Origin of the sequence: Arthrobacter wenxiniae (genome assembly GCF_013376105.1) — a bacterium.
Classification (GTDB): domain Bacteria; phylum Actinomycetota; class Actinomycetes; order Actinomycetales; family Micrococcaceae; genus Specibacter; species Specibacter wenxiniae.
The window spans coordinates 152356-169384 of sequence record NZ_JAAMFM010000003.1 but is presented as its reverse complement, the minus strand read 5'-3'; the positions used below and the strand labels follow the sequence as shown (position 1 = coordinate 169384).

Annotated in this window: 11 protein-coding genes, 1 tRNA gene and 1 pseudogene; 9 read left to right on the top strand and 4 right to left on the bottom strand. The window is 69.2% G+C overall.

All coding sequences use genetic code 11. From position 1 onward, the window contains the following. Positions 1-74: 74 nt before the first annotated feature. A complete protein-coding gene (locus tag G6034_RS03915; RefSeq protein WP_176633790.1) occupies positions 75-1448 on the bottom strand; it encodes a GH1 family beta-glucosidase in 1374 nt (457 codons plus the stop codon). A 304-nt stretch (positions 1449-1752) separates the two neighbouring features. Continuing rightward, positions 1753-1828, bottom strand: a tRNA-Arg gene (locus G6034_RS03910). A gap of 186 nt (positions 1829-2014) precedes the next feature. Between G6034_RS03910 and G6034_RS03905 the strand changes: the two genes are divergently transcribed. Next, entirely contained in the window at positions 2015-3271 is a 1257-nt protein-coding gene (locus G6034_RS03905; protein WP_218063516.1) for an MFS transporter, read from the top strand. 4 nt (positions 3272-3275) lie between these two features. On the opposite strand, the gene G6034_RS03900 is transcribed toward G6034_RS03905, so the two are convergent. Together G6034_RS03900 and G6034_RS03895 are read right to left on the bottom strand one after the other, a co-directional pair. Then, positions 3276-4961, bottom strand: a complete 1686-nt coding sequence (locus G6034_RS03900) for a thiamine pyrophosphate-binding protein (protein ID WP_343037925.1) — start codon at positions 4959-4961, stop codon at positions 3276-3278. A 190-nt stretch (positions 4962-5151) separates the two neighbouring features. Further along, the gene (locus G6034_RS03895) at positions 5152-5637 is read right to left on the bottom strand and encodes an Lrp/AsnC family transcriptional regulator (protein WP_176633788.1); all 486 of its coding nucleotides are present in this window, start codon (positions 5635-5637) and stop codon (positions 5152-5154) included. A gap of 86 nt (positions 5638-5723) precedes the next feature. Between G6034_RS03895 and argS the strand changes: the two genes are divergently transcribed. The 8 genes and pseudogenes from argS (at position 5724) to prmC (ending at position 17002) form a co-directional block, all read left to right on the top strand. Next, on the top strand, positions 5724-7376 hold the full coding sequence (argS, locus tag G6034_RS03890; RefSeq protein WP_176633787.1) for an arginine--tRNA ligase: 1653 nt from the start codon (positions 5724-5726) through the stop codon (positions 7374-7376). Positions 7377-7408: 32 nt separating this feature from the next. Continuing rightward, positions 7409-8842 (top strand): annotated as a pseudogene (gene lysA, locus G6034_RS03885) (diaminopimelate decarboxylase); the annotation flags it as partial. Between the two features lie 42 nt (positions 8843-8884). Then, a complete protein-coding gene (locus tag G6034_RS03880; protein WP_176633862.1) occupies positions 8885-10240 on the top strand; it encodes a homoserine dehydrogenase in 1356 nt (451 codons plus the stop codon). Next, complete coding sequence (thrC, locus tag G6034_RS03875; RefSeq protein ID WP_176633786.1) at positions 10240-11343, top strand: threonine synthase; 1104 nt, start codon at positions 10240-10242, stop codon at positions 11341-11343. The genes G6034_RS03880 and thrC overlap by 1 nt, the downstream gene beginning before the upstream one ends. Before the next feature lie 52 nt (positions 11344-11395). Further along, a complete protein-coding gene (gene thrB / locus G6034_RS03870; protein WP_176633785.1) occupies positions 11396-12376 on the top strand; it encodes a homoserine kinase in 981 nt (326 codons plus the stop codon). A gap of 288 nt (positions 12377-12664) precedes the next feature. Next, on the top strand, positions 12665-14920 hold the full coding sequence (gene rho, locus G6034_RS03865; RefSeq protein ID WP_425485455.1) for a transcription termination factor Rho: 2256 nt from the start codon (positions 12665-12667) through the stop codon (positions 14918-14920). A gap of 134 nt (positions 14921-15054) precedes the next feature. Continuing rightward, a complete protein-coding gene (prfA, locus tag G6034_RS03860) occupies positions 15055-16128 on the top strand; it encodes a peptide chain release factor 1 (protein ID WP_176633784.1) in 1074 nt (357 codons plus the stop codon). Beyond that, positions 16124-17002 (top strand): peptide chain release factor N(5)-glutamine methyltransferase, encoded by an 879-nt coding sequence (prmC, locus tag G6034_RS03855; RefSeq protein ID WP_176633860.1) that lies wholly within the window; start codon positions 16124-16126, stop codon positions 17000-17002. The genes prfA and prmC overlap by 5 nt, the downstream gene beginning before the upstream one ends. The last annotated feature ends 27 nt before the right edge of the window (positions 17003-17029 follow it).

The window sequence follows — 17029 nt, the reverse complement described above, 5'->3', positions numbered from 1 at the left end:
GTACAACCCAATTTTCCCAAAGGACACGCCCGGATCCGGCACCGCCACACCACCAAACGAAAAACACCACCCACCTAGGCGTCCCTGGCGGCACGGATCAGCTCGCTGAACCAGCGGAACGAGTCCTTGGGGGTGCGTCGCTGGGTGGCGAAGTCGACGTGGACCAGGCCAAAGCGCTGGGAGTAGCCTGCTGCCCACTCGAAGTTGTCGAGCAGCGACCAATGGAAGTAGCCGCGGACGTCCACGCCTGCATCCATGGCCGCCTTGAGTGCGCGCAGGTGTGCGTCGGCGTACTCGATGCGGCGCTGGTCGTGGACACGACCGTCAGGACCGGGTCCGTCATTGACAGCCGCTCCGTTTTCGGTGATGTAGATGGGCGGCAGCTTGTTCCCGTAACGCTTCTTGAAGCCCAGCAGCAGTTCCGTGAAGGCCTCGGGCACCACCGGCCAGCCAAAGTCGGTCCGCGGATAGTCCTCCACCTCCCGCAGGGAAAACGGCAACGACGCATCCAGGGCGTGGCCGTCGATCTGCCCGCCCGTGCCGGCCCTGGGTGCGCCCACCAGTGTGGGGTTGTACGAGTTGATGCCGTACCAGTCGATGGGTGCGGCAATGGTGGGCAGGTCGGAGTCGGGGACGGCCGGAAGGAACGGTGCCAGGGCCTCCGGGTAGGCGCCGTTGAGGATGGGGTCGGCGAAGAGCCAGTTGGCGATGGCGTCGTACAGCCCGGCGGCCTGGAGATCCCCCTCGCTGCGGCTGGCGGGCCAGGTGGCGCCGTGGTTGTTGGCGATGCCGATGTTGCCCGCCCCGGCGGAGCGCAGTGCCTGGACGCCCATGCCGTGGGCAAGCAGCAGGTGGTGCGCCGCCGGAAGCGCGTCGAACCCCAGAGAAAGGCCGGGCGCGTGGATGCCCGCCCCGTAACCGAGCATGGTCACTGAGACGGGTTCATTGATGGTGGTCCAGCGGGGGATCCGGTCGGCAAAGTGGGCGCCCAACAGCTGGGCGTAGTCGGCAAAGCGTTCCGCCGTGTCCCGGTTCAGCCAGCCGCCCGCCTGTTCCAGTTCCAGCGGGGTGTCCCAGTGGAACAGCGTTGGGCTGGGCGTGATGCCGGCCGCGAGCAGCCCGTCGACCAGCCGGTCGTAGAACGCCAGCCCCGCGGCATTCACGGGCCCCGCACCCCCGGGCTGGATGCGCGGCCAGGAAAAGCTGAAGCGGTAGGCGTCCACGCCCAACTCCGCCATGAGGGCGATGTCCTCCGGGTACCGGTGGTAGTGGTCGCAGGCCATTGTGGCGGTGTCCCCGTCGCGGATCCGGCCCGGCCCGGCCGCAAAGGCGTCCCAGCCCGACTTGCCCCTCCCGTCCTCATCCACCGCCCCTTCAACCTGGTAGGCGGCCGTGGATACGCCCCACACGAAGCCTGGCGGGAAGCTGGGGAACACGGCGTCGTCCATGGGGACCTTTCATCGGAGCCTTGGGCACGAGTTTCATGGGCGCAGGAGCCGATGTCAAGGGGGCCGCCGCCCGGCCCGCCGCCGCCCGGTTCACCAGGGGATGGTTGAGTCCTCCCATCGCGTGGAGGTGCCCGTGGGCCTGTCCGGGCCGAGCAGGGCGACGCCCACCCTCCCCCGGGATCCGTCTTCAAGGGCTGCGGTGCCGGCAAAGCCGTTCACGAGCCCCGGGCAGAACTGGGGCCCGGAGGCAACGGCTGAGCAAAGCAAAACCCCTGAAATTCGCCAGAATTTCAGGGGTTTTCCGTGGTGCCCTCGATAGGATTCGAACCTACGGCCTGTTGCTCCGGAGGCAACCGCTCTATCCCCTGAGCTACGAGGGCGCGGCAACCGTGGCTGCCGAAGGGAACGAGAAAGAGCTTAGCAGGTGCCGGGCGCCCAATGTAAAACCGAATGCCGGCGGCTCCGGCCGCTGCGCCCGGGGACGATGCCCCACATCACACCTGGCACCGCCGCGTTACCGCTTTCGGCTCCGCACAGGCAGGTAACGTTGGGGCAATGGTGAATACATGGTGAGGGGCGCCCCACGGTCATTGTGGTTTTTTGCAGCGGGAATCATCCTGACGGCCTTGACGCTGCGCGGGGCCGTGACGGTGGTTCCACCACTGGTTTCGACCATCAACCACGACCTTCCGCTGGACACTGCCACCATTGGCATCCTCGGCATGCTCCCGACCGCCGCCTTTGGCCTGTTCGGCTTCCTCACCCCGTACGTGATCCGCTGGGCGTCGCTGGAACGGCTCATCGTCATCTCGATCCTGGCGGGCATCCTTGGCCAGGTGGCCCGCGTCCTGGCCCCGAGCACCGCGCTTTTCCTGATCTTTTCCGTGGTCGCCTTTGGGGGGCTTGGTGCCGGCAACGTGCTCCTGCCGCCGCTGGTCAAGAAACACTTCCCCAGCAAAATTGGCCTCATGACGGCCCTGTACGTCACCTCGCTGTCCCTCGGCACGGCCCTTCCGGCGCAGTTGGCCGTCCCCCTGGCCGACGCCGCGGACTGGCAGTTCTCGCTCTCATCCTGGTCCGTGGTCAGCGTTGTTGCACTCGTGCCCTGGCTGCTGGCGGTGGTGTCCCAGCGTTCCCATCACAACGCGCGGACGACGCCGGCTCCCGGCACGGCGCCCGCCGGGGCGGAGGGGCTGAGGGTCCATTCCCGCCCGTCGCACGGGGCCCCGGCCCCAAAGATGAACCTGTGGCGCTCGCCAACCGCCTGGGGCCTGGCGCTCATGTTCGGGTGCACGTCCCTGAACACCTATGCGCTGTTCGCGTGGCTGCCTGAAGTCCTGACGGAGGCCGGCCTGGACCGCGGCCACGCCGGTTCCATGCTGGCCTTGTTTGCCGCGCTCGGCCTGCCGCTGAGCCTGGGCATACCGCTCGTTGCCGCCAAGATGCGCAACCCGTTCCCGGTGGTGGTGGCCATGCTGGCCTGTTTCGTGGCCGGCTACCTCGGCCTGCTGCTGGCACCGGCCAACGGGACCTGGCTGTGGGTGTCGCTGGCGGGCCTGGGGCCGGGCACGTTCCCCCTATCGCTCCTGCTCATCAACCACCGCACGCGCACGCAGCAGGGCGCCGGCGCCCTGTCCGGCTTTGGCCAGGGCATGGGTTACGCGCTGGCCTGCGTGGGTCCGCTGTTCTTTGGCCTGTTGCGGCAGTGGACCGGCTCCTGGACGGCGCCGTTCCTGTTCCTCTTTGCCACCCTGCTCCTCCTGGGCGCCGGCGCGTACGTCATTTGCCGGCCCAGAATGTTGGAGGACGACTTCGCCAGGTGAGTCCTCAGCCGGCCTGGGCGGCGAGGACGGGCGCCATGCTCTCGCGCATGTAGTCGGCCACCACGGTTTGGGAGACGGCAACGTCGAGGACAAACAGGCCGCGTGCGCCGGCGTCGAGCCAGTCCCGGAGGCGGTCGATGTCCGCGAGGGACCGCATCTTGGTCCCCTGCGCGCCGAACGCGCGGGCCAGTGCGGCGAAGTCCACCTCAGCGATCTGCATGGCCGTGTCGTCGAGGCCGCGCACCGCGTACTGGTGCAGCTCGGCGCCATAGGCTGCGTCGTTGAACACCACCATGACGCCGCTGGAGATGGTGCGCACGGCGGTGTCGAGGTCGGCCAGGCCCATGAGGGCGCCGCCGTCGCCGGAAACCAGGACCGTGAGCCGGTCGGGGCGGGCCGCGGCGGCGCCGACGGCGGATGGCAGCCCCAGGCCGATGGTCTGGAACGCCGTGCCCACCATCGCCAGGGCCCGCGGGTCCGGGACGCCGCAGTACATGGGCGCCCAGCCGATGAAATGCCCGCCGTCCTGGACGATGGTGCGCTGCGCCGGCAGCACCGTGTCGAGCAGCTGTGCCACGGCCCGCGGGTTGAGTCGGCCGTCCTGGGCGAACTCGTCGGCGGGCGCCTCGGCAAACAGCGTGCGGTCCGCTACGTCCGGGCAGCCGTCCCGCCAGCCGCGCCCGCCCAGTCCGGGCATGGCGTCCAGCAGGTCCGCGGCGAAGGCGGCAGCGTCCGCGTGGATGAATTCGCTGGCTTCCGGGGAGGCGGCCTCTGCGCGGATGTCAACCTGGATAACGGTGGCGCCGTCGGCAAAAAGGCTGCCGTAGCGGGTCTGGAAGGTGTTCAGCCCGGCTCCCGCCACCAGTACAACGTCGGCGCGGCGCATGAGGTCCGCGGCGGGCAGGGTGGCAAAGCCGCCGGCGATGCCCAGGTCCCACGGCGAGTCGAACAGGTTGCGGGCCATGGCCGACGTCGCGAAAAACGCCCCCAGTCCGTCGCCCAGGCGGCGCAGGGCGGGGCCGGCGCCCGCCTCGAAGGCACCCCTGCCGCCGATGACCAGGGGCCGCTCCGCGCCGGACAGCAGCCTGGCTATGTGGCGGGTGGCGGCGGCGTCCGCTGTGGGAAGGGACCGTACCCCGGGCTGGGCGGCCGCGGCGGCGGCGGCGGACGCGGCGGCCGCGGCGGGCTGCTGCGGCCCGGCCGCAGCGGAGGCCAGGTCGTAGGGGATGGCCAGCACCACGGGGCGGCTGTCGCGGACGGCCAGCGCCCACGCCCGCTCGGTGGCCGCCGCGGCCGTTTCGCGCGTGACGGTGAGGGTCTCCACGCCGAGCCCGGCAGCCACCATGTCCTGGTCGACGTCCCAGGGCCGGGCGCCCGTGGTGGGGACGCCGCCCACCACCAGCACCAGGGGGATGCGTGCCTTCGCCGCCTCGGCCAGCGGGGTCAGCGCGTTGGTGAAGCCCGCGCCATAGGTCACGGTGGCGACAGCCACCTTGCCGCAGGTGCGGTAGTAGGCGTCGGCCATGGCGACGGTGCCGGCCTCGTGGCGCGCGCTGATGTAGGGCAGCCCGCGGCGGGTGATGTTGCTGGTGAAGAATGCGTTGCCGTTGCCCATGAGCCCGAACACCGTGCTGGCATGGCGGGCGCAGACATCGGCCACAAGGTCGGAAACGGTGGGGTGCTCGGTCACGGGATGCTCATTTCTCAACAGGCGGGCGCTGTGGGGCCGCTGCGGGTGCGGTCCACACAACAATGGAACGCACCGCGGCCCTGCGCAAGCGTCGCGGAAATGACTGTTCAGCGTGTACAGAATGGGCGGTGTGCCGCGCGGACGGGTGCACAATTTGTACAGTCAGGCAACGGAACTGCCGCACCCGTGGTCACAGCAGTGGTGGTCCGGTCTCCGCGGCCGCCTTGAGGAGGGGCAGGTGCCGGTTTTCAATGTGGGTTTCCAGCGCGATCACGCTCGAGGTGCGGGCCACGCCCGGCGCCTGCGACAACGCGTCAAGCACGCGCTGGAGATCAGTGGTGGACCGCGCCACGATCTTCACCAGCAGGTCGCTGGCCCCGGACACGGTGTGCATCTCCAGGATTTCCGGGATCTCGCCAATGGCCGCAAAGACCGCGCCGTGGCCGATGCCCTGGGCGATTTCGATGGAACAAAACGCGATGATGGGAAAGCCGAACGCCGCCGGGCTCAGCTGCGGAACGATCCCGGTGATGACGCCGCCTGCATGCAGCCGGTCCAGCCGGCCCTGCACCGTGGCCCGCGCCACCCTGAGCCGCCGGGAGCATTCGAGCACGCCCACGCCCGGCTCCTCCGTGTACATCTCAATGATGGCGGCGTCCAGCCGGTCAACCTTCATGCCCCCATTATCGCGAACCCCGCCCGGCCGGGGCCACAATGCGGGCGGATTGGGGGAGCGCGGCGGCGAAACCGTACACTGGGACGGTGACCCCTGAAGAACTTTCCGCCGCCATTGCCACCTGCCTCCAAGAGGCCGCCGATGCCGGAGAGCTAACCGTTCCCGCCGAGGCGCTGCCGAAGGAACTGCGGGTGGAGCGGCCCAAGAGCCGCGAACACGGCGACTGGGCCACCAACATCGCCCTCCAGCTGGCCAAGCCGGCAGGCATGGCCCCGCGCAGGATCGCCGAGGTCCTGCAGGGCCGCTTGGCGGAAATCCCCGGCGTCTCAAAGGTGGATGTGGCCGGCCCCGGCTTCCTGAACATCACCGTTGACGCCGCCGCCGCCGGCGAACTGGCGAAGGCCATCATCGAGTCCGGCGCGGCGTACGGCACCAACCGGGGCATGGCCGGAACCCGGATCAACCTTGAATTCGTCTCCGCCAACCCCACCGGCCCCATCCACCTGGGCGGCACGCGCTGGGCCGCCGTGGGCGATTCGCTGGCCCGCATTTTCCAGACCCAGGGCGCCGACGTCACGCGCGAATACTACTTCAACGACCACGGCAACCAGATCGACCGCTTCGCCCGGTCGCTGCTGGCCAGCGCCAAGGGCGAGCCCGCCCCGGAGGACGGCTACGGCGGGGCCTACATCGAGGACATCGCCAAGGAAGTCACGGCGGGCTGCCCCGGCATCCTGGAAGCGGAGGACCCGCAGGAGGAGTTCCGGGCACGCGGCGTGGCGCTCATGTTTGCCTCCATCCGCGAGTCCCTGCACGAGTTCGGTGTCGACTTTGACGTCTACTTCCACGAGAATTCGCTCTTCGAGGACGGGGCCGTCGAGAAGCTGCTCGAGCAGCTCAAGGCCTCCGGCAACCTGTACGCCAAGGACGGCGCCTGGTGGCTGAACTCCACCGACTACGGCGACGACAAGGACCGCGTGGTCATCAAGAGCGACGGCCATGCAGCCTATATCGCCGGGGACATCGCCTACTTCAAGAACAAGCGCGACCGCGGCTTTGACCTGTGCATCTACATGCTCGGCGCCGACCACCACGGCTACGTGGCCCGCCTGAAGGCCGCCGCGGCAGCCATGGGCGACGACGCCAACCGCGTCGAGGTGCTCATCGGCCAGATGGTGAACCTGGTCAAGGACGGCGTCCCGCTGCGCATGTCCAAGCGGGCCGGCACCGTGGTCACCATGGAGGACCTGGTGGAGATCGTGGGCACGGACGCCGCCCGCTACTCCCTGGCCCGCTTCTCCTCCGACTCCAACATCGACATCGACCTGGACGTGCTGACCAAGCGCTCCAACGAGAACCCGGTGTTCTACGTCCAGTACGCCCACGCCCGCACCCGCGCCGTGGGCCGCAACGCCGCCGCCGCGGGCGTGGAGCGCACCGCATTCGACGCCTCCGCCCTGAGCCACGCCACGGAGTCGGAGCTTCTGGCCGTCCTGGGCCAATACCCGGGCGTCCTGACGCAGGCCGCCGCGTTCCGCGAGCCGCACCGCGTGGCCCGCCACCTGGAGGTCATCGCCGGCGCCTACCACCGCTGGTACGACGCCTGCCGCGTCACCCCCATGGGCGAGGAGCCCATCACCGACGTCAACCGCACCCGGCTCTGGCTCAACGACGCCGTGGGCCAGGTCCTGGCCAACGGCCTGTCCCTGCTGGGCGTCTCCGCGCCGGAACGGATGTGAGCGTGGCTGACAGGCAAAACCGCGCAACGCGCATTGCCGGAGCGGAGCTGGCCCCCGCGTGGCTGCCCGCCGCAGGGGACGTCAACCGGCTGGTCCCCGCCATGTGGGCGGACGACGTCGAACGCGGCCCCCGCGGTGAACTCACCATCAGCGGCGTGCCGGTGGGCGAGCTCAAGGCGCGGTTCGGCACCCCGCTCTTCGTCATGAGCGAGGGCGACTTCCGCCACCGCGCCCGCATGTTCAAGGACGCCTTTGACAACGCCTTCGCCGACATTTGCGGCGGCGTGGACGTCTACTACGCCGGAAAGTCGTTCCTGTGCACCGAGGTGGCCCGCTGGGTGGACTCCGAGGGCCTGCGCCTGGACACCTGCTCCGGCGGCGAACTGGCCGTCGCCACCCGCGCCGGGCTGACCGGCGGCAAGCTGGGCCTGCATGGCAACAACAAGTCCGACGCCGAGATCAACCGGGCCCTTGACTTAGGCCTGGGCCGCATTGTGGTGGACAGCCTGCACGAGCTGCGCCGCGTGGCGGACCTGGCCGCCGCAAAGGCGGTCACGGCCAACGTCATGCTCCGCGTCACTCCGGGCGTGCACGCCCACACGCACGAATCCATCGCCACGGCGCACGAGGACCAGAAGTTCGGGCTCTCGCTCGTCTCCCCGGAGACAGGCTCAACCGCCGAATTGTCCGCCGCCGAGGCTGCCGCCAAACTGGCAGTGGAGTCGGGGAGCATCAATTTTCTGGGCTTCCACGCCCACATCGGCTCGCAGATCTTTGAGGCGGAGGGCTTTGAGATCGCGGCCCGCAAACTGCTCACCTTCACCCATGACATCCAAGCCAGGTACGGCGTCACGCTGCGGGAACTGGACCTGGGCGGTGGCTACGGCATCGCCTACACGGCCGTGGACACCCCGCGCCCGGCGGCCGAAATCGCCCGGGCGATGGCCGCCGTCGTGCGGCAGACGTGCGCGGAACTGGGCATGGCCGCCCCGCGGATATCGATTGAGCCCGGCCGCGCCATCGTGGGCCCCTCCACGTTCACGCTGTACGAGACTGGCACGCTGAAGACGGTGCAGGTCGAGGTGGACGGGCAGGCCGGGGTGACGGCGCCCCGGCGCTATGTGTCGGTGGACGGCGGCATGAGCGACAACCCGCGCCCGGTGCTTTACGACGCCGATTATTCGGCGGTCGTGGCCGGCCGTGCGTCGCAGGCGGCGCCCGCGCTGTCCCGAGTGGTGGGCAAACATTGCGAGAGCGGTGACATTGTTGTTAGAGATGTATATCTGCCCAATGACGTGGCGGCCGGGGATTTGCTTGCAGTCCCCGGGACGGGCGCGTACTGCTGGGCACTGGCCAGCAACTACAACTACGTGCCCCGGCCGCCCGTGGTCGCCGTCAAGGACGGCGCCGCACGCTTGATTGTGCGGGGCGAAACAGAAGACGACCTGCTGGCACGCGATTTAGGGGCCTGGAAACCATTGACCGAGCGCAACACGACGGGCACCACCGTGCCCGCTGAAACAAGGACCTTGAAGGTGGCGCTCCTGGGCGCCGGCAACGTCGGTTCCCAGGTGGCCCGCATCCTGCTCGAGGACGCGGACTCCCTGGCCGCGCGCACGGGCGCCCGGCTGGAACTGGCCGGCATCGCGGTGCGTAACATTGACGCGCCCCGCGACGTCGAGCTTCCCCGCGAACTCTTCACCACCGACGCGTCCGCCCTGGTGCGCGGCGCCGACGTCGTCATTGAGCTCATGGGCGGGCTCGAGCCGGCCCGTGCCCTGATCCTGGAGGCCATCGAGCACGGCGCCACCGTGGTCACCGGCAACAAGGCGCTGCTCGCCGTCGACGGGCCCAGCCTGTACGAGAAGGCTGACGCCGCCGGCGTGCAGCTCTCCTACGAGGCCGCCGTGGCCGGGGCCATCCCCATCCTGCGCCCCATCCGCGACTCGCTCGCCGGGGACAAGATCACCCGCGTCATGGGCATTGTCAACGGCACCACCAACTTCATCCTGGACCAGATGGACACCACGGGTGCTCCCTTCGCGGACGCCCTGGCCCAGGCCACCCGCCTGGGGTACGCGGAGGCGGACCCGACGGCCGACATCGAGGGCCACGACGCCGCCGCCAAGGGCGCCATCCTCGCCTCCCTGTCCTTCCACACGCGCTTTGCCCTGGAGGACGTCCACTGCCAGGGCATCACCTCCGTCACGGCGGCGGACGTTGCGGCGGCCAAGGACGCAGGGTTCGTCATCAAGCTGCTCGCCATCGCGGAGAAGCTGCCCGTTCCGGCGCCGTCAGGGAAGGACGACGGCGGGCACTCCTCCGGCGTGAGCGTCCGGGTCCACCCCACCCTGCTGCCGCGCGAACACCCGCTGGCCGCCGTGCACGGGGCGTTCAACGCCGTGTTCATCGAGGCCGAGTCCGCCGGGCAGCTCATGTTCTACGGCCAGGGCGCCGGCGGCACCCCTACGGCGTCCGCCGTGCTGGGAGACGTGGTCTCGGCCGCCCGGCGGTTGGTGCTGGGCGGCCCCGGCCGCACCGAAACCACCACCGGGGTGCTGCCCGTCCTCGGCATCGAGGCCGTCACCACCCAGTACTACATCGGCCTGGACGCGGCGGACCAGCCGGGCGTGCTGGCCAAGATTTCCGCGCTCTTTGCCGAGCACGGCGTCTCCATCGAGACCATGCGCCAGACAGTGCACCGGGAACGCGATGCGGACGGCGACGGAGGCGCCGGCTCGGCCGAGCTGCGCATCGTCACGCACCGCGCCAGCGAGGCCGCGCTGGCGGCAACCGTGCAGGCCATCAAGGGCCTGGACATCATAAATTCCGTAACGAGTGTCTTGAGGGTGGAGGGAGTCTAGTGGCTCACCAGTGGCGCGGGGTAGTCCGCGAATATGCAGAGCGCCTGCCGGTGACGGCGGAAACAAAGGTCATCACGCTGGGGGAGGGCGGCACGCCGCTGGTGTACGCCCAGCAGCTTTCGGCGCTGACCGGCTCCGAGGTGTACCTGAAGGTGGAGGGCATGAACCCCACCGGTTCCTTCAAGGACCGCGGCATGACCATGGCCATGACGGCGGCCGTTGCCGCCGGCGCCAAGGCCGTGGTGTGCGCCTCCACGGGCAACACCTCCGCCTCCGCGGCCGCCTACGCCAAGCAGGCCGGGCTGACCTGCGCCGTGCTGGTGCCCGAGGGCAAGATCTCCATGGGCAAGCTCAGCCAGGCGGTGGCCCACGGCGCCACCATCCTGCAGGTGGACGGCAACTTCGACAACTGCCTGGACGTGGCGCGCAAACTGGCGGACTCCTACCCGGTGTTCCTGGTGAATTCCGTCAACCCTGCCCGCATCGAGGGTCAGAAGACCGGCGCCTTTGAGGTGGTCGACTTCCTCGGCGACGCCCCCGACTACCACGTGCTGCCCGTGGGCAACGCCGGCAACATCAGCGCCTACTGGAAGGGCTACAAGGAATACGCGGCCCCGTACGAGTCCGCCACCGCCGGCACGCTTCCGGCCGTGTCCACGCACACACCCATCATGTGGGGCTTCCAGGCCGCCGGCGCGGCGCCGTTTGTGGCCGGACACCCCATCACGGAGCCGGACACCATCGCCACGGCCATCCGGATCGGCAACCCCGCGTCCTGGGACCTGGCCATCGCCGCCCGCGACGAGTCCGGCGGGCTGATCGACTCCGTCACCGACGAGGAAATCCTCGCCGCCCACCGCTGGCTCTCCGCCCGGGAGGGCGTCTTCGTGGAGCCAGCCTCCGCAGCCGGCGTGGCCGGGCTCATCAAAAAGCACGCCGCCGGCGAGGTCCCCTCCGGCAAGACCATCGTCGTCACGGTCACCGGCCACGGCCTGAAGGACCCCGACTGGGCCCTGAAGAACGTGGACGGCACCGCCGTGGAGCCCACCAAGGTGGAGTTCGACGTCGTGACAGTCGCCCGTGCCCTGGGCCTGGCCGGCTAGACCGCCCCGCCAACCCGTCCAGCTTGCCCGCATCCTTATGACAGGCACCACCATGACACCGCCGCTTTCCGCCACCAAGGCACCGGCCCCGGGCTTCACAGCCACGGTGCAGGTGCCCGGCACCAGCGCAAACCTGGGCCCCGGCTTTGATTCCCTGGGCCTGGCCGTCTCGCTTCATGACACGCTCGGGGTGACCACCCTGCGCGGCGACGCCCTGGAGTTTGACCTCCACGGCGAGGGCGTGGAGGAACTGCCGCGCGATGCCTCGCACCTGGCGGTCAAGGCCATGGAGCTGGCATTTTCCCGGCTGGGGTACCGTCGCGGCGGGCTGCGCATCACGGCGCACAACGTGCTGCCGCACGGGCGCGGACTGGGCTCCTCGGCGTCCGCAATCGTGGCCGCCATCGCGGCGGCCAACGCCCTGGTGGACGCGGGCGACCGCAAGGACCGGCAGTGGGTGCTGCAGCTGGCCTCGGAGATGGAGGGCCACCCGGACAATGTGGCCCCGGCCATTTTCGGAGCTGTCGCCATCTCGTGGCAGGAAGGGGGGAAATACGCCACCACCCGGCTCACGCCGTCGGACGCGGTGATCCCCGTGGTGGCAATCCCCAACTTTGAGGTCAAGACCGAGCTGGCCCGGGGGCTGCTGCCGGCCACCGTGCCGCATGCCGACGCCGCGGCGAATGCGGGCCGCGCGGCGCTGCTGATGCATGCGCTCAAGGATGCGCCGGAACTCCTCGCCGCCGGCACGCGCGACTACCTGCACCAGGACTACCGCGCGGCGGCCATGCCGGAAAGTGCGGCGCTCGTCGCCGCGCTCCGCGACGGCGGGCACGCGGCCTTCATCTCAGGTGCCGGCCCCACCGTCATGGCGCTGGCCAATGGGGGTGCGGAGGCGGACGCCGTGGTTGAACTCATCGGCCGGCGCGGCCGGGACGGCACTGCCGGCCAGCCCGGCGGCGTGTCGTGGCGCGTGCTGCGGCTCGCAGTTGACCTTGAAGGTGCTAAAGTGGAAGTGCATCCGGGTTCATGAGCAACCCATGATTGATGCCACCCTTTCACTGAGCCGTCCCATCTGGGACGGCCGGCAGTTCGGATCAACAATTGGCAGCCGCCAGGGTTATTCACGAATTGATTTTGTTTACAGGTTGATTCAGGGGTGAATACACCAGCCACGCACTTCCACAAGATTTTGCAAGTGCGGGTTGGAACCTCAGCTGATGTTCTTAGCCCCTGCCAGTGCGGCAGCGGCGGGCCGGCTGACAATAATCATCGCGGCCCCGTTCCAAGGGGCTCGCTTTTCGAGGGGGAAGGATCCTTCGTGACAGAAACCATGACTTCAGCCGCCAGCACCCAGGCAGCTGAGTTGGACGGCACCGCCAAATCCGCAGGACCGGCCAAGCAGGCCGGCCTGGCCGGATTGAAGCTGGCCCAGCTGCAGGCCCTTGCCGGCCAGCTCGGCATCACGGGCGGGTCGCGGATGCGCAAGGGAGACCTTGTCGACGCCATCTCGGCCCACCAGCGCGGATCGTCCGTGGCCGACCGGCCGGCGCGGGCCGCCAGGGAAGAGGCCGCTCCGGTCGCTGCCGAGGCGCCCGCCAAGCGCGCACCGCGCGCCAAGGCCGGTGCCGCCGCCGCTCCCGTCCAGGAAGCGCCCGCCGAGTCCGCTCCGGATGAGCGCCCGGCGCGCGGCCGCGGCCGCAGCCGCCGTGCGGCCAGCAGCGACGGCATCATCACCACCGGCACTGCGTCCGTGCAGTCGTCCGCCCCTGCCGTGGATGCGCCGGCCGCCGCCAGTGCCACCGTGCCGGAACGCCCGGCGTCCGGGGACACCGTCTCCGAGACCGCTGTGTCCGAGCAGGGCACCGACGGCGAATCGCGCCGCCAGCCGCGCACCCGCAACCGACGCGCGCAGGGCGGCGGCCGCGACGCCGGCACCGCCCCCGACGCGGCCGAGGCTCAGCAGGACACCCCTGCCCAGCAGGGCGAGGCCGCCGGCGGGCAGTCCGCCAACGGCCACGGCGCCCAGGGCCAGGGAGACCAGGCCGACAAGGGTGAAAACACAGACGGTTCAGAGCGCCACGACCGCGGCGACCGCAACCGCCGCAACCAGCGGAACCCGCGCAGCGACCGCCAGGCCGGCAGCCAGCAGGCCGTCGAGCGCCAGGGCGGCGGCCAGCAGGCAGGCGAGCGTTCCGTTGTTGAGCGCAGCGACGACGAGGACGGCTCGCGGAACAACCGCAACCGCCGCAACCGCCGCGACCGCAACGACTCCCCGGACCGCAGCGACCGCAACGACCGGGGCGGAAACAACCGCAGCGACCGCAACGACCGCTTCCGCGACCGCAACGAACGCCGCCGCGGCCGCAACGCCGGTCCCGACTTTGACGACACCGAGGTCACCGAGGACGACGTCCTGCTGCCCGTGGCCGGCATCCTGGACATCCTGGACAACTACGCGTTCGTCCGGACCTCCGGCTACCTGCCCGGATCCAACGACGTCTACGTCTCCCTGTCCCAGGTCAAGAAGTACAACCTGCGCAAGGGCGACGCCGTGGTCGGTGCCATCCGCGCCCCCCGCGAAGGCGAGGACCGCAGCCAGGCCCAAAGCGCGCGCCAAAAGTTCAACGCCCTGGTGCGCGTCACCAGCGTCAACGGCAAGAACCCGGACGAACTCAAGGACCGCGTCGAGTTCTCCAAGCTGGTGCCGCTGTACCCGTCCGAGCGCCTGCGCCTGGAAACGGACCCGAAGAAGATTGGGCCCCGCGTCATTGACCTGGTGGCACCGATCGGCAAGGGCCAGCGCGGCCTGATCGTCTCCCCGCCCAAGGCCGGAAAGACGCTCATCCTGCAGGCGATCGCGAACGCCATCACCACCAACAATCCTGAGGTCCACCTCATGATGGTCCTGGTTGACGAGCGTCCCGAAGAAGTCACCGACATGCAGCGCACGGTCAAGGGTGAGGTCATTGCCTCCACCTTCGACCGTCCCGCCGACGACCACACGCAGGTGGCCGAGCTGTCCATTGAGCGGGCCAAGCGCCTCGTCGAAATGGGCATGGACGTGGTGGTCCTGCTGGATTCCATGACCCGCCTGGGCCGTGCCTACAACAACTCCGCTCCGTCTTCCGGACGCATCCTCTCCGGCGGTGTGGACTCCGCGGCCCTGTACCCGCCGAAGCGCTTCTTCGGTGCGGCCCGCAACATTGAAAACGGCGGCTCGCTGACCATTCTGGCCACGGCACTGGTGGAAACCGGTTCCAAGGCCGACGAGGTCATCTTCGAGGAGTTCAAGGGCACGGGCAACATGGAGCTCCGCCTGTCCCGCCAGCTGGCCGACAAGCGCATCTTCCCGGCCGTTGACGTCAATGCCTCGGGCACGCGCCGCGAGGAGAACCTGCTCTCCGCCGAGGAAGTGAAGATCATGTGGCGTCTGCGCCGCGTGCTCTCCGGCCTGGAAATGCAGCAGTCGCTTGAACTGCTCACCTCCAAGATCCGCGAGACGCAGTCCAACGTCGAATTCCTCATGCAGATCCAGAAGACCACCCTGGGGTCCAAGGCCGAGCACGACAAGTAGCTGCGCCGAAGGGGCGGGACCGCACATGACTGTGCGGGCCCGCCCCTTCGCGTTGCCCCGCCGGTCCGGTTCCTGGCCGCAAGCGGCAGTTGAATTCGTTATTAGACTTGACCTACGTCGAGAGAGGTTTTGAAATGTTTGAATCCATCCACGGGTTGCTCGATGAGCATGCCGAACTGCAGATGCGCCTCAGCGACCCCGCCGTGCACGCGGACCAGTCGCTGGCGCGGAAACTGGGGCGCAGGTATGCGGAATTGAGCGGCGTGGTGGAGGGGTACCACCAGGTGGAGCTGCTGACCGACGATCTCGAGGCCGCCAGGGAAATGGCCTCCGAGGACCCTGAATTTGCTGCCGAGGTCCCCGTCCTGGAGGGCCAGCTGGCCCAGGCGCAGGAAAAACTGCGCCGGCTGCTGATCCCGCGCGACCCCGACGACGCCAGGGACGTGATCCTTGAGGTGAAGGCGGGCGAAGGCGGGGACGAGGCCGCGCTGTTTGCCGCCGACCTGGTCCGCATGTACACCCGCTACGCGGAAAACCGCGGCTGGAAGACGGAGATCATTTCCGCCACCGAGTCCGACCTGGGCGGCTACAAGGACATTTCCATCGCCGTGAAGGGACGCTCCAACGACCCCGCCGAGGGCGTTTTTGCCCGGCTGAAGTTCGAAGGCGGCGTGCACCGGGTGCAGCGCGTGCCGGCCACGGAGTCCCAGGGGCGCATCCACACCTCTGCCGCGGGCGTGCTGGTGCTCCCGGAAGTCGATGAGCCCGAAGAGGTGGACATCAGCCAGAACGACCTCAAGATTGACGTCTACCGCTCGTCGGGGCCCGGCGGCCAGTCGGTCAACACCACCGACTCAGCCGTGCGCATCACCCACCTTCCCACCGGCATTGTGGTGGCCATGCAGAATGAAAAGTCGCAGCTGCAAAACCGCGAGGCGGGCATGCGCGTGCTCCGGGCCCGCATCCTGGCCCACCAGCAGGCGATCATCGACGCCGAGAACTCGGCGGTGCGCAAGTCGCAGATCCGCACCATGGACCGCTCCGAGCGCATCCGTACCTACAACTACCCCGAAAACAGGATCGCCGACCACCGCACCGGCTACAAGGCCTACAACCTGGACGCCGTCATGAACGGCGACCTTGAGCCCGTGGTGCAGTCCGCCATTGAGATGGACGAGCAGGCCCGATTGGACGCCATTGGCGATTGATTCTGGTGTGCCGGACCAGCCCTTGTCCGTTGCCGTAAAAAGTGCGACAGCGGCACTTGCTGCGGCGGGTGTGCCTTCACCGTCGGCGGATGCACAGCTTCTGGCGGCCCACCTGCTCGGCGTGGGCCGCGGCGAACTGGCCGCCATGTTATTTGGCACAGCTGTGGCACCTGAGGGATATGAGGCACTGGTTGCCCGCCGCGTGGCGCGCGAGCCGCTGCAGCACATCACGGGAAGGGCCTACTTCAGGCACCTGGAACTGGCCGTGGGCCCGGGCGTTTTCGTACCGCGACCCGAGACGGAAACGGTGGTGCAACTGGCCATCAACGTATTAACACAACTGCACCATGAAAATGGCGGAAAGGCAGGACCGACCGCGGTCGACCTCGGCACGGGCTCCGGCGCCATTGCCGCATCGCTGGCCGGCGAAGTCGCGGGCTGCCGGGTGTACGCCGTCGAACTGAGCGGGGACGCCTACCCGTGGGCGGCCCGGAACCTGGCCGGGACGGGCGTCACGCTGGTCCAGGGCGACCTCCGCGACGCCTTCCGCGAGCTTGACGGAACGGTGGACGTGGTGGTTGCCAACCCCCCGTACATCCCGGCCGGCGCCATTCCGCGGGACCCCGAAGTGCGCCTTCACGATCCCCACATGGCGCTTTATGGCGGGGGGGAGGACGGCATGGAGTTGCCGTCGGCCGCGGCCGCCTCCGCCGCGCGCCTGCTGCGCCCCGGAGGGTACTTTGTCATGGAGCACGCCGAGGTTCAGGCCGCGCAGATGGCGGAACTCCTGCATGGCAGCGGCGCATGGCGGGACGTGGCATCGCACACCGACCTCACCGGCCGGGCCCGCGCCACCAGCGGCCGCCGGCGCTGACGCCCTGGCAACTGCCGCCGGCGGGGC